13 protein-coding genes are annotated in these 13,737 nt (G+C 67.6%); 11 read left to right on the plus strand and 2 right to left on the minus strand.

The features are described 5' to 3' along the window. From ACYVII_RS07970 to ACYVII_RS07985, 4 genes are all read left to right on the plus strand, one after another. Entirely contained in the window at window positions 1-651 is a 651-nt protein-coding gene (locus ACYVII_RS07970; protein ID WP_460533665.1) for a CoA transferase subunit B, read from the plus strand. Next, window positions 644-1,858, plus strand: coding sequence for an acetyl-CoA C-acetyltransferase (locus ACYVII_RS07975; RefSeq protein ID WP_460533668.1), 1,215 nt, complete (start codon window positions 644-646; stop codon window positions 1,856-1,858). Before ACYVII_RS07970 ends, ACYVII_RS07975 begins: the two co-directional genes overlap by 8 nt. Window positions 1,859-1,924: 66 nt before the next feature. Next, the gene (locus ACYVII_RS07980; protein ID WP_460533671.1) at window positions 1,925-3,352 is read left to right on the plus strand and encodes an MFS transporter; all 1,428 of its coding nucleotides are present in this window, start codon (window positions 1,925-1,927) and stop codon (window positions 3,350-3,352) included. 224 nt (window positions 3,353-3,576) lie between these two features. Further along, window positions 3,577-3,846 carry a hypothetical protein gene (locus tag ACYVII_RS07985; protein ID WP_460533675.1) on the plus strand — a complete coding sequence of 90 codons (270 nt, stop codon included), beginning with the start codon at window positions 3,577-3,579 and terminating at the stop codon, window positions 3,844-3,846. A 16-nt stretch (window positions 3,847-3,862) separates the two neighbouring features. Here ACYVII_RS07985 and ACYVII_RS07990 read toward each other — a convergent pair whose 3' ends face one another. Together ACYVII_RS07990 and ACYVII_RS07995 are read right to left on the minus strand one after the other, a co-directional pair. Beyond that, the gene (locus ACYVII_RS07990; protein WP_460533678.1) at window positions 3,863-4,531 is read right to left on the minus strand and encodes a uracil-DNA glycosylase family protein; all 669 of its coding nucleotides are present in this window, start codon (window positions 4,529-4,531) and stop codon (window positions 3,863-3,865) included. 71 nt (window positions 4,532-4,602) lie between these two features. Further along, a complete protein-coding gene (locus ACYVII_RS07995; RefSeq protein WP_460533681.1) occupies window positions 4,603-5,196 on the minus strand; it encodes a TMEM175 family protein in 594 nt (197 codons plus the stop codon). A 139-nt stretch (window positions 5,197-5,335) separates the two neighbouring features. Between ACYVII_RS07995 and ACYVII_RS08000 the strand changes: the two genes are divergently transcribed. The 7 genes from ACYVII_RS08000 (at window position 5,336) to kdpA (ending at window position 13,735) form a co-directional block, all read left to right on the plus strand. Beyond that, complete coding sequence (locus tag ACYVII_RS08000) at window positions 5,336-5,947, plus strand: YbhB/YbcL family Raf kinase inhibitor-like protein (RefSeq protein WP_460533684.1); 612 nt, start codon at window positions 5,336-5,338, stop codon at window positions 5,945-5,947. Window positions 5,948-6,093: 146 nt separating this feature from the next. Then, window positions 6,094-7,458, plus strand: a complete 1,365-nt coding sequence (locus tag ACYVII_RS08005) for a magnesium chelatase (RefSeq protein WP_460534042.1) — start codon at window positions 6,094-6,096, stop codon at window positions 7,456-7,458. Next, a complete protein-coding gene (locus ACYVII_RS08010; RefSeq protein ID WP_460533686.1) occupies window positions 7,451-9,574 on the plus strand; it encodes a vWA domain-containing protein in 2,124 nt (707 codons plus the stop codon). The genes ACYVII_RS08005 and ACYVII_RS08010 overlap by 8 nt, the downstream gene beginning before the upstream one ends. 80 nt (window positions 9,575-9,654) lie before the next feature. Next, window positions 9,655-10,959, plus strand: a complete 1,305-nt coding sequence (locus ACYVII_RS08015) for an alpha/beta hydrolase (protein ID WP_460533689.1) — start codon at window positions 9,655-9,657, stop codon at window positions 10,957-10,959. Between the two features lie 141 nt (window positions 10,960-11,100). After that, a complete protein-coding gene (locus ACYVII_RS08020) occupies window positions 11,101-11,772 on the plus strand; it encodes a DedA family protein (protein ID WP_460533692.1) in 672 nt (223 codons plus the stop codon). Window positions 11,773-11,968: 196 nt separating this feature from the next. Next, window positions 11,969-12,058: a K(+)-transporting ATPase subunit F gene (kdpF, locus tag ACYVII_RS08025; protein ID WP_460533695.1), complete on the plus strand. Its 90-nt coding sequence runs from the start codon at window positions 11,969-11,971 to the stop codon at window positions 12,056-12,058. A 48-nt stretch (window positions 12,059-12,106) separates the two neighbouring features. After that, complete coding sequence (kdpA, locus tag ACYVII_RS08030; RefSeq protein ID WP_460534044.1) at window positions 12,107-13,735, plus strand: potassium-transporting ATPase subunit KdpA; 1,629 nt, start codon at window positions 12,107-12,109, stop codon at window positions 13,733-13,735. Window positions 13,736-13,737 lie beyond the last annotated feature (2 nt).

Genomic DNA, 13,737 nt, shown 5'->3' on the forward strand with positions numbered 1-13,737 from the left:
ATGCCGCGAACCCGCAACGCGATGGCCGCCCGTGCCGCGCTCGAGCTCGAGGACGGATCGTACGTGAACCTCGGGATCGGGCTGCCCACCCTCATCCCGAACCATCTGCCGGAAGGGGTGCACGTCGTTCTGCATTCCGAGAACGGCATATTGGGCGTCGGGCCCTACCCGTGGGAAGGCCAGGCGGACCCGAAGCTCATCAACGCGGGCAAGGAGACCGTCACGGTGCTGCCCGGCGCAAGCTACTTCGACTCGTCCACCAGCTTCGGCATGATCCGCGGAGGACGCATCGCCACCGCCGTACTCGGTGCGATGCAGGTCTCCGCATCCGGCGACATCGCCAACTGGGCCGTGCCGGGCAAGATGGTCAAGGGCATGGGAGGCGCGATGGACCTGGTGAACGGAGCCGAGCGGGTCATCGTCGTGATGGAGCACGTCGCCAAGGACGGCTCGCCCAAACTCGTCGAGCAGTGCACGCTTCCGCTCACCGGCCGCGGATGCGTCGACCGGGTCATCACGGATCTCGCGGTGATCGACGTCACCGGCGACGGCCTCGTGCTGCGTGAACTCGCACCAGGCGTCACCGAAGACGACGTGAGGCGGGCGACAGGCGCCGGGCTCGTCGTCGAACTGGAGAAGACGGATGCCTGAACTTCGCGACGTCGTGATCTGCTCGCCCCTGCGCACCCCGGTCGGTCGCATGGGCGGGGCGCTCGCACCGGTGTCGGCGCTGGCACTGGCCGAGACGGTACTGCGCGCCCTGCTCGAGCGGACGGGAGTCGATCCTGCCGCGGTCGAGGGTGTGATCGGTTCCCAGGGGTACCCCACCATGGAGGCGCCCGCCTTCGGGCGGGTCGCCGCGCTCAACGCGGGCTTCCCGGTCACCACAACCGGATACCAGCTCGACCGCCGCTGCGGCTCCGGCCTGCAGGCCGTGATCAACGCCGCGATGGAGGTGCAGACCGGAGCCAGCGACGTGCTGATCGCGCTCGGCGCCGAGTCGATGTCGAACGCGCCGTTGTACACCGAGCAAGGCCGGCGCGGCATCCCCTCGGGTGGACTGATGCTGCACGACGCTCTGGCTCGAGGACGCGAGACGGCGGGAGGCCGATCGTTTCCGACGCCGGAGGGCAACGTCGGTTCGGCCGAGCAGTTGCGACGCGACTACGGGATCCCACGTGCGGCGCAGGACGAGGTTGCGCTGCGCTCTCACCAGCGCGCGGTCGCCGCACAGCAATCCGGCGCGTTCGACGACGAGCTCGTGCCCGTGGTGGTCCCGGGAAGGCGAGGGGAGACGGTCGTCGACCGCGACGAGCATCCACGAGCCGACACGTCTCTGGAAGCACTGTCGGCGTTGCGCCCGATCCTCGGACGCGACGATCCGGACGCGACCGTCACCGCGGGGAACTCGAGCGGGCAGAACGACGCGGCCGCCGCCGCGATCGTCACCACACCGGAGCGCGCGACCGCCCTCGGTCTCACGCCGCTGCTGCGCCTGCGCTCCTGGGCGATAGCCGGCAACGATCCCCGCGTCTTCGGTGTCGCGCCAGTGCCTGCCGCCGAGCGTGCTCTGGACCGGGCGGGGGTCACGTGGGCGGAACTCGACGTGATCGAGCTCAACGAGGCATTCGCGGTGCAAGTTCTCGCCTGCCTGGCCGACTGGGGCATCGACGCAGAAGACCCGAGACTGAACCCGCGGGGCAGCGGCATCTCTATCGGGCATCCGATCGGGGCGACGGGACTGCGGATGCTCGCCACACTCGCTCACGAACTCCCCGCACTCGACGGCTCGCTCGCGATCGAGACGATGTGCATCGGCGGGGGGCAGGCGCTCGCCGCCGTGTTCGAGCGGGTGTAGGACACGACGCGGGCTCGGTGGTAAGTTTTCGCTCGCCCTCACACAGTGACGTGGAAGGAGCTTCAGATGAACGGCGAACCCATCCCCGAGTCGTCGCGCCGCATTATGGCCCGGCTGGACCGCATCAGAACCTGGTCGCTGTCGCCCGCCTTTCTGGCGATCATCGGCCTCGGATTCCTGTTCACGTTCTACGACATCTTCGACATCAACGTGTCGTTCGTGCAGACCTGTACGCAACTGGTGCATGGGTGCACGCCCGAGACTGCGCTGACCTACCTGCCGCTGCCGACCCTGCTGAACCTGCTCGGGTACGTCGTCGGCACGCTCGTGCTCTCGCCCCTGTCCGACCGGATCGGCCGCCGGAACATGCTGCTGATCACGATGCTGATCACCGGGCTCGGCTCGCTGTACACGGCGCTGTCGACCGACTACGTGAACTTCACGATCTCCCGCATCGTCACGGGGATCGGCATCGGCGCGGACCTCGCCATCGTGAACACATACATCGGCGAGGTCTCGCCCAAGCAGTCGCGAGCGAAGTTCACCACGGTCATCTTCATCATGTCGGCGCTCGGCGCCTTCTTCGGGGTCTGGCTCGGGCTGCTGCTCACCACAGCGCCGGCGCCCTGGCCGACCGGGCTTCCTTTTGCGCTGGGACTGGCATCCGGATGGCGCTGGATGTACGCCATTGGTGCGGTCCTCGCCGTGATCGCCATTCTGCTGCGGTTCCAGCTGCCCGAATCGCCGCGCTGGCTGTTGCAGCGGGGACGCGTGGACGACGCGGAGAAGATCGCCGGGGGCATGGAGGCACGCGCGGCACGTCGCGGTGCGCTCGCCGCGCCGGTTATGGATGACGTGCCCACCCACTGGCCGCCCGCCCGAACCGTGCCGTACGCGGACATCTTCCTGAACCCCGTCTATCTGAAGCGGGTCATCCTGTTGTTCCTGCTCTGGTTCTTCGGGTACATCACCGTGTACGCCTACGCGGCCGGCTTCACCTCGGTGCTCACGTCGCTGAAGTTCTCGCCGCCGGAGGCGGGCGTGATCGCCGCGGTCGGGACGATCGGCTTCGTCGTCGAGGCGATCGTCATGTCGTTCATCGTGGAGAAGCTGGAACGGCGCTACTGGCTCCCGGTGGGAACCGTCGTCACGTTCATCGGCGCGATCCTCATCGCGGTGGCCGGCAAGTCGCTCACGATCGACTTCATCGGCGCGATGCTGATCTTCGCAGGGTTCAACCTCTGGGTGTCGCCGACCTACGCGCTGACCGCGGAGAACTTCCCCACCAGAGCGCGATCCACGGGCTTCGCGATCGTCGACGGCGTCGGCCACGTCGGAGGAGGCATCGGCATCCTCGTGCTCGCACCGCTCATTCCGCAGCTTTCGGTGTTCTGGGCGCTGATGCTGATCTCGTGCTTCCTCATCATCGCGTCGGTGATCGCTCAGTTCACGGTGCACACCCGCAACCGCGTGTTCGAGGACGTCTCGCCGTGAGGTGCGGACGGCGATCCGAACCTCGGGAACACTTTGAGCGGGCGGCTGCCGTAGAGCGCGGGTCTCATCCGGACCATCGTCGCTTCGAACTGAGCGCCGGTGCGAGTACGTCTCATTTGGGGACTGCGGGCGCGGTTGTCAATCCGCTCCGGCGCGCCTCCGTCTCGCTCTATCGTGTGCAGACCGCGGCCGGTCGGCCGCGTTCAGCACGCGAGGAGTGAGCAATGGACAGCGACGAGGGCATCCACATCGAACCGGACGACGTCGGGGGAGCGGCGATCCCTGCCGCCGACACCGAGCCGAGGGATCCGGAAGACATCGGTGAGCCCGACCCTGTTCCCGAGGAAGACATCGAGGCCGAGGAGGACGAAGAGCTCGAGGCGGCCGGGTTCGGCATTCCCGAGGAGGCCCAGCCGGAGTCGCAGGGCGAGGACCCGTTCGAGGCCGAACTCGGCGATGAGGGGCAGGGCGACCTCGCACCCGAAGATCTCTGAATGGGGATGTCGTCGCCTACCGTCGTGCCGCCGCGGCGGTCTCGAGATCGCCGACGAAGCGGTCGAACGCCTCGTCGAAGCCGTCCTTCCCGCGCAGCCGGAGCACGGCGGAGGGGTGCGTCGTGACGAACACGGCGGCATCCGGTGCGGCATCCGGCCCCTCGAAGCGCTGCCCGCGAGACCGGGTGATCGGGATCGGGCGGCCCATAACGGCGCGCGCCGCGGTCGCGCCGAGACACACCACGACCTGAGGGTGCACCACCTCGAACTCGGCCTCCAGCCACGGGTGGCACGCGATGACGTTGCCGACTTCCGGCTTGTCGTGGATGCGCCGCTTACCCGACACGTGGTGTCTGAAGTGCTTGACCGCGTTGGTCAAATATGTGGTCTCCCGATCGATGTCTGCTGCCTCGAGCGCGTCATCCAGCAACTTCCCGGCCGGTCCGACGAAGGGCTCACCGGTCGTGTCCTCGTGGTCGCCGGGCTGCTCGCCGATCAGCATCATGGCGGCGGATGCCCGGCCCTGCGAGAACACGACGTGTCGCGCGTCCCGCCACAGCTCGCATCCACGGCAATCGGGTGCGGCGCGACGCAGAGCCGCGAGCGTGTGTCGCTCGGGCACCCAGCGGTCGGCGCCCGGACGCTCCGGATTGCCGGTCTGCGCGTGCACCGCGGTGTGGGGCATACGGCCACTCCAGCAGGTGTTGCGCCGCTCACGGGAGTGCTTGCGCCGCGCGGGTACTGACGCTAGCGGTGTCAGTTCTCGTCGTCGGGATGCGCCGCGAGGTACCGCTCGATGCGACGGTCCGGGATCAGCCAGATCACGGCGACCGCGACGTACGGCACGAGGCCGAGCCACGGGACGACGAAGCTCAGCCCGATCCCTATGGCGTACAGCACGGGCGATAGCCAGCCCTTGGTATCGCGCCCGATCGCTTCCCGCAATCGGTCGCCGCCCGGCCGCCGGGCGATGACGGACTGCAGGATGCTGTACGCCACCGCCGCAGCCAGCAGATTGACGCCGTACACCACGGTCGGCGCGGTGGCGACCTCCGTCTTCGTCAGCCAGCCCGTCGTGAACGGGAAGAGCGACAGCCAGAAGAGCAGATGCAGGTTGGCCCACAGCACCCTGCCGTCCACCCGTGGCTGCAGCTGGAACAAATGATGGTGGTTGTTCCAGTAGATGCCGATGTAGATGAAGCTCAGCAGGTAGGTGAGGAGCCCCAGGCCGGAGGTGCTGACCAGCGACCAGAACGAGTCTCCGGACGGCGCCGCGAGGCCCAGCACCATCACGGTGATGATGATCGCGAGCACGCCGTCGCTGAACGCTTCCAGTCGTGACGACCTCATCGGATGCCTCCCCGCAGCACGCCGCGCCATAGCGCGCATCGCACCCTCGACGACTCGTTCACCTCGAAAGCCTATTGTCCCTTCCGGGCCGAAGCGGGCGGGGCGACTCCCAGCTCTTCGTTGCCGTATCGTCGGCACCGTGCCCGCCCGTGCAGTGGGAGCACACCAGAGGGAAGGGGAACCGATGCGTCTGGCCGACCTGCTCGTCACTCCGCTCGGCTGGATGCTGCGCGGCAAGCGTTCGAAACCGGAGCGCAGCGTGCAGTTCGCGCCCGAGCTCACCGCCCGAGGCATCCTCACGGTGACGTCTCCATCGTTCGAGAACGGCGCACGCATCCCTCAGCGGCACTCCGGCATCGGACAGGGGCCGAACGTCTCGCCGGAGCTCTCGTGGAGCACGCCGCCGGAAGGCACGAAGCAACTGCTGCTCATCCTCGAGGACACGGATGTTCCGTTCGACGCCCCGATCGTCCATCTGATAGCCCTGGTCGAGCCGTGTACCGGCGTCGCAGAGGGCGCGCTCACACCGGGAAACCTCGCCGTGCATTACGTGCCCGCGTTCCGCGGCTGGGTGGCCTACCAGGGACCCCGTCCGCTTCCCGGCCACGGCGTGCACCATTACGGCTTCCACCTCTACGCTCTCGACATCGAGTTGGATGCCCGCGATTTCGCCGGTCTCGCCGACCTGCTTCCCGCGGTGGCCGGGCACGTGCTCGCCTCCGGCGTTCTCACTGGGGAACAGCGAGCCTGAACCGCGCCTGACCAAAGCGCGTCGCCACCCCGCACGCGGGGACACCGTGCGTATCGTGGAGCATGACGCCTTCGCACGAGTCGTACCCCCTTTCCCCGAACCTTCCGGCCGGTGCTCCGGCGGCCTCCGACGCGCCACGGATCAGCATGCTGGGCGAGCTGAAGGCATCCGGCCACGTGCAGAAACCGCTGCGGGCCGAGGTGCGAGACAACCTCCTGGCGAAGCTGCGCGCAGGCGAGGATCCGTGGCCGGGCGTGCACGGGTTCGAGAGCACCGTCATCCCGCAGTTGGAGCGTGCGCTCATCGCCGGACACGACATCGTGCTGCTCGGCGAGCGCGGACAGGGCAAGACGCGCGTGCTGCGCACCATCGGCGGACTCCTCGACGAATGGACGCCCGTCATCGCGGGGTCCGAGCTGGGCGAGCATCCGTATCAGCCGATCACCCACGCCTCGATCCGCCGAGCCGCCGAGCTCGGCGACGACCTGCCTGTGGCGTGGCGGCACCGCAGCGAACGGTACGTGGAAAAGCTCGCGACGCCCGACACGTCGGTGGCCGACCTGATCGGAGACGTCGACCCGATGAAGGTCGCGGAGGGACGCTCGCTGGGAGACCCCGAGACCATCCATTTCGGGCTGATCCCGCGCAGCCATCGCGGCATCGTCGCGATCAACGAGCTGCCAGATCTGGCCGAGCGCATCCAGGTGTCGATGCTGAACGTGATGGAGGAGCGCGACATCCAGATCCGCGGCTATGTGCTGCGATTGCCGCTGGACGTGCTCGTCGTCGCCAGCGCCAACCCGGAGGATTACACGAACCGGGGCCGCATCATCACGCCGCTGAAGGACCGGTTCGGCGCCGAGATCCGCACCCACTATCCGCGGCAGCTCGAGGCGGAGATCGCCGTGATCCGGCAGGAGGCCGAACTGGTGGCGGATGTTCCCGACCACCTGATCGAGATCCTCGCCAGGTTCACCCGCAGCCTGCGGGAATCCAGCTCGATCGACCAGCGCAGCGGCGTCAGCGCCCGGTTCGCGATCGCGGGCGCCGAGACCATAGCGGCCGCGGCGCTGCATCGCTCGACCGCACGCGGGGAGGACGACGCCGTCGCCCGCACGGTCGACCTCACGACGGCCGTCGACGTGCTGGGCGGCAAGATCGAGTTCGAGACGGGGGAGCAGGGCCGGGAGTCCGAGGTGCTCACCCACCTGCTGCGCACCGCCACCGCCGACGCGGTGAGAGCCCACTTCCGCGGCATCGACTTCGGCCCCCTCGTCGCCGCGATCGAGGGCGGAGCCATGGTCGCCACGGGCGAGCGGGTCACTGCTGCCGAGTTCCTCGCCGGGCTGCCGATGCTGGGCGAGTCCCCGGTGTACGACGAGATCGTCGAACGACTGGATGCCCGCACCGACGGCGAGCGCGCCGCCGCCATCGAGCTGGCACTGGAGGGCCTGTATCTGGCGCGCAAGATCGGCAAGGACACCGACGGGAACGAGACGATCTATGGCTGAGCATCCACACGGCGCGCCACGCTCCCCGGTCAGCCGGTTCCACCGCTACGAGGGCGGGGACCCGCTCGCGCCGCCGGTCGACCTCGCCGAAGCGCTCGACGCGATCGGCGAGGACGTCATGGCAGGGTACTCGCCCGAGCGCGCGCTGAGCGAGTTCCTGCGAAGGGGCGGGCGCGACCTGACCGGCCTCGACGACCTGTCGCGCCGCGTGGCCGAACGACGCAGGGACCTGCTGCGGCGGCACAATCTCGGCGGCACGCTGCAAGACATCCAGAAGCTCCTCGATCACGCCGTGCTGGAAGAGCGCAAGCAGCTGGCACGCGACGTCGACATGGACGACACGGACCGCTCGTTCGCCGAGATGCGGCTGGAGAGCCTGCCGCAGTCGACCTCGGCTGCGGTGAACGAGTTGAGCGACTACGACTGGCGGTCGTCGCAGGCGCGAGCCGATTACCAGAAGATCAAGGACATGCTCGGTCAGGAGCTGCTCGGGCAGCGGTTCTCGGGACTCAAGCAGACGCTGCAGAACGTCACCGACGAGGACCGCGCATCGGTGAACAAGATGCTCACCGACCTCAACCGGCTGCTCGACAAGCACCGGCGTGGCGAGGACACGCCCGAGGACTTCGGCGAGTTCATGGCCGAGCACGGGCAGTACTTTCCGGAGAACCCGCAGAACGTCGACGAGCTGATCGATGCGCTTGCCGCGCGTTCGGCGGCGGCACAGCGGATGCTCAACTCGATGACCGAGGAGCAGCGGCAGGAGCTGATGCAGCTCTCCGCCCAGGCGTTCGGGTCGCCCCAGCTCATGGAGCAGCTCGCCGACCTCGATGCGAACCTGCAGGCGCTGCGCCCCGGGGAGGACTGGAGTGGATCGGAACGCTTCGACGGAGACCAGCCGCTCGGGCTTGCGGAGGGCACCCAGGTGCTGTCGGATCTCGCCGACCTGGACGAGCTGTCCGAGCAGCTCTCACAGGGCTACGACGGCGCGCGCCTCGATGACGTCGACCTCGACAAGCTGGCCAGGCAGCTCGGCGATGACGCGGCGGTCGACGCACGAACGCTGCGCGACCTTGAACAGGCGCTCCGTCGCAGCAACACGTTCCGCCGCGATTCGCATGGCAACCTGCAGCTGACCCCGAAGGCCATGCGGCAGCTCGGCCAGACCCTGCTGCGCGACATCGCGAACCGGATGTCCAAGCGCAGAGGAGAGCGCGACGTGCGGCTCGCAGGCGCCGCAGGGGAGACATCCGGAGCCACGAAACCGTGGGAGTTCGGCAGCACGGAGCCGTGGGACATCCCGCGCACCATGCTGAACGGGGTGCTCCGCCGTGCATCGGGCGGTGCGGCGGCCGGCCGTCGCATCGCGCTGGACGACATCGAGGTGGAGGAGACCGAGTCGCGCACACAGGCGACGGTCGCCCTGCTCGTCGACACCTCGTTCTCGATGGCGATGGACGGCCGGTGGGTGCCCATGAAGCGCACTGCGCTTGCGCTGCACACGCTCATCCGCACCCGGTTCCGCGACGACCGGCTCGAACTCATCGGGTTCTCCCGTCACGCGCAGGTGATGGAGATCGAGGAGCTGACCGGGCTCGACGCCATGTGGGACAAGGGCACCAACCTGCATCATGCGCTGCTGCTGGCGAACCGGCATTTCCGCAAGCATCCCGACGCTCAGCCCGTACTGCTCATCGTCACCGACGGGGAGCCGACCTCGCACCTGGAGGCAGACGGCTCCGTGCGGTTCGCCTACCCGCCGCACCCGATCACCATTGCGCACACCGTGGACGAGTTGGATGTCTCGATGCGGCTGGGTGCACAGATCACGATCTTCCGCCTCGGCTCCGACCCGGGTCTGGCCCGCTTCGTCGACGGACTCGCGCGCCGTGTGGGTGGACGCGTCGTCGCACCCGAGCTGGACGACCTCGGAGTCGCGGTGGTCGACAGTTATCTGGGATCGCGCGGGTCTCGCCGCGGACGCGGCGAGGGCGCCTTCGATGCCGGAGCTGACCTCTTTGGCGGTTCGGGCAACGGGCTGGGCGGCGGGCTCGGCGGTCACGACGGCTACGGCGGCGGATGGTTCGGTGGCCGCGGCTTCTGGGTCGACCAGTAGCCTTACCTCGCTTTCATCTGCCTGAAGTGGTCTGAAGGCGGAGGTCTGTTCGCGACCGCGAGAGAAGGGGCAGAGTTCGCATGTTGGATCCGCTGCACTGGTTGCTGACGCTGCGGATCGACAAGAGCAGTTTTCTGATCCCTCTGGATGTCGTTGTCGCGCTGCTCGGCGTGTATCTGCTGTTGAGGTCGCCGCGACCCAGGCCACTGCTGCGTTCCTTCGGCGCGGCGGCCCTGGGAGCGGCGGTAGGTCTTCTGCTGGCGTGGCTGGTCAGCGACGTCTGGAACGTCTTCGGGCTTCCTCTGACGGCAGTCACGCGCATGTGGGTGGCGATCGCCTTCGCCGGTGTGTTCCTCGCGATCATGAATCTGTGGGGGACCAGGTGGTGGCGAAAGGGGATCGCCGTCGCCATGATCCCCGGTGTTCTTCTGGTCGCGGCAGCCGGCATCAACGTGGACGAGGGGGCGTACCGCGACTTGAACGACGCGCTCGGCATCGTCCCGTACTCGGCTCTGCCCGCATCGGACCTTGCCGCGCACGCCGGTGCCATGGACCCGAATCTGGGGAAGGACTGGCGGCCGCCTGCCGGCATGCCGAAGCGCGGCCGCGTCGGGACCGTGAACATTGCGCCGACCGCCTCGCACTTCGAGGCGCGGGAGACTGTGGTTTATCTCCCGCCGGCGGCCTTGGTGCCGAATCCGCCTGTGCTTCCGGTGGTGATGCTGTTCAGTGGTCAGCCGGGAACGCCGGCGGATGTGTTCACCTCCGGCCGGGCAGCGGCGACCTACGACGCGTTCGCTGCGAAGCACAAGGGTCTCGCGCCCATCGTGGTGTCCGCCGACCAGCTGGGATCCCCTGGGCAGAACCCGATGTGCGTCGACTCCCCGCTCGGGAACTCCGCCACCTATCTGACCATCGACGTGCCGACCTGGATCCGAACCCATCTGCCCGTGGCCGAAAGCAGCAGGTACTGGGCGGTTGCCGGGTACTCGCAAGGCGGAACCTGCGCTATCCAGTTCGGGGCCGGCCATCCGGAGCTGTTCGGTTCCATCGTCGACGTGCTCGGGGAGCTCGCACCCACCATCGGCTCGAAGACGGTCGCGGAGGGCTTCGGCGGCTCCGCGGCCGCATACCACGCGGCGAAACCGCTGACCCTGCTGGCCAAGCACGCACCGTATCGGGACAGCTTTGCGATCTTCGGATCCGGAGCGCGGGATGTGAAGTACACGCGTTACGCGACAGAGCTGAATGCGGCGGCGCAACGAGCGGGGATGAGGACGGAGCTCGTGATCTCCCGCGGCTCGGGACACGACTGGAACACCGTCCGCTACGTGTGGGCGAGGGCCTTGCCGCAAATCGCAGACCGGATGGGTCTGGCGAACTGACACTCGCCTGTCGCGGCTGATTCCGCGCTCTCGGGGAACTTTCGGGTTATCCACACGTTCGTCGACGGCTGCTGTGCCGGTTCTTGGTATCGAGCCGCGACGGTGGAAGAAGGGACAGGTCGCGAGCTCGAAAGGCATCAGATGATTCTTCACACCGCCATTCCGCTGTTGGATGCCTCGAGCTGGCTGCACGCCTTCGGGCCCTGGGTGCTGCTGGGCATTGCGGTGCTGGTGTTCGTGGAGTCCGGTTTGCTGTTTCCGTTCCTGCCAGGTGACTCTCTTCTGATCACCGCCGCGATTCTTGCTCCTCAGCTGGGCATCCAGGCATGGATGGTCGCGCTCGTGGGGATCGTCGCTGCCATCGCCGGCGACCAGGCCGGGTACTGGCTCGGCAAACGCTTCGGCAGGCGACTGTTCAAGCCGGGCGCACGCATCCTTAAGCCGCAGCACCTCGAGCGTGCGGAGGAGTTCTTCGGCCGATACGGAGCTCCATCGCTGCTGCTGGGCCGGTTCGTGCCGATCGTGCGCACCTATGTGCCGCTGGCTGCCGGCGTCGCGAGGATGCCGTACCGCAGATTTGTGCTCTGGAACGTTCTCGGCGCGGCATCGTGGTGCATCGTCATGGTGATCCTGGGGTTGCTGCTTGGCGGGATTCCGTTCGTCGTCAGCAACATCGATGTGCTCATGGTGCTGGTCGTGGTGGTCTCCGTTCTGCCCATCGTCGTGACCGCTCTGCTCAGAAGGCTGAAGAGCCGGCGGGAACGCGCCGGGTCGGAACCTGCTCGCACGGAATCCGTGAGCATTCGGCGGTAGGCCGTGTGGATTCCGTAAGGGGTGCGTCCCTGCTCGCACGGCACGAGTTCGATGGTGCCTTGGCCGCACAGCGCGGCCCGCCGTGACAGCGGCGCGACAGGGATCGGAGCATCCTCGTGCTGGACCTCGCCTGCATCCTCGGCATCGCAGCGCTCGGCGTCGTCGTGGCGCTCGTCGCACGGGCGGTGGAGAAGCTGTGACCTTCTTCGTCGTTCTGTCGGCCGTACTGGCCGCGGCCTCGCTCGTGTACCTCGTGTATGCCCTCGTGAAGCCGGAGAAGTTCTAGGTGCTCACGTTCTGGCTGTTTCTCGCTCAGCTCGCCACCGTCGCGTTGATGCTGGCGATCTGTTACCGCCCGCTCGGCGACCACATCGCCCGCACGTTCACCTCGCGCAGAGACCTGAGGATCGAACGTGGCGTGTACCGGCTGATCGGCGTCGACTCGTCGTTAGAACAGAGCTGGCCCGTCTACCTGCGCAGCGTGCTCGCTTTCTCCATCGTCGGCGTGTTCCTCGTCTACCTGATGCAGCGGCTGCAGGCCTGGCTGCCGTACTCGCTCGGCCTTCCCGCCGTGCCCGAAGGGCTCTCGTTCAACACGGCGATCTCGTTCGTGACCAACACGAACTGGCAGTCGTACTCGCCGGAGGCGACCCTCGGCTACACCGTGCAGATGGCCGGCCTCACCGTGCAGAACTTCGTCTCCGCCGCCGTGGGTCTCGCCGTCGCGATCGCCCTCGTGCGCGGGTTCGTCGCGCGCCGATCGGGCACGATCGGCAACTTCTGGGTCGACCTGATGCGGGGCATCCTGCGCATCCTGCTGCCGCTCTCGGTGATTTTCACGATCATCCTGATCGCCGGCGGAGCGATCGAGAACCTGAATGCGGTGCAGACCGTGCACACGCTGACCGGCGGAACGCAGAGCATCCCCGGCGGTCCCGTCGCCTCCCAGGAGGCGATCAAGCTGCTCGGCAACAACGGCGGCGGATTCTTCAACGCGAACTCGGCGCATCCGTTCGAGAACCCCGCTGCGTGGACCAACCTCGTCGAGGTTTTCCTCATGCTGCTCGTGCCGTTCAGCCTGCCTCGGGCATTCGGCACGATGGTCGGCGACCGACGGCAGGGCTACGCCATCCTCGCCGCGATGGGCGTGATCTTCGTGGCGTCCGTCTCGCTCTTCACCTGGATCGAGTCGACCACCGGGGGAGCGGCGACCGCCGCCGCGGGCGGCGCGATGGAGGGCAAGGAGCAGCGTTTCGGCCTCGTCGGGTCAACCCTTTTCGGCACGACGAGCACCTTGACGTCCACGGGTGCGGTGGATGCCGCGCACGACAGCCTCACCCCACTTGGCGGGATGATGACGATGATCAACATGATGACGGGCGAGGTCGCCCCCGGCGGCATCGGCGCCGGGCTCTACGGGATGCTCGTCATGGCCATCGTCGCGGTATTCCTCGCCGGTCTCATGGTCGGTCGCACACCCGAATATCTGGGCAAGAAGATCGGCTCGCGCGAGGTGAAGCTGGCCAGCCTGTACTTCCTGACGACGCCGACCATCGTGCTGGCAGGCACCGCGCTGAGCTTCGCGATTCCCGGAGTGCTGCAAAGTGTCGAGAAGACCACGATCTTCAACCCGGGACAGCACGGGTTCTCGGAAATCCTCTACGCGTTCACATCCGCCGGGAACAACAACGGGTCGGCCTTCGGCGGAATCTTCGCGAACACGCCATGGATGAATGCGTCGCTCGGCGCTGCGATGTTCCTCGCCAGGTTCATCCCGATCGTGTTCGTGCTGGCGCTGGCGGGCTCGCTCGCCGCTCAGGAGCGGATCCCCTCCACTGCAGGCACGATGCCGACGCACCGGCCCCAGTTCGTCGGGCTGCTCGTCGGAACCATCCTCATCATCACCGCGCTGACCTACTTCCCCGTACTCGCCCTCGGGCCGCTCGCCGAAGGACTCCACTGACA

Source organism: Humibacter ginsengiterrae, assembly GCF_054780115.1.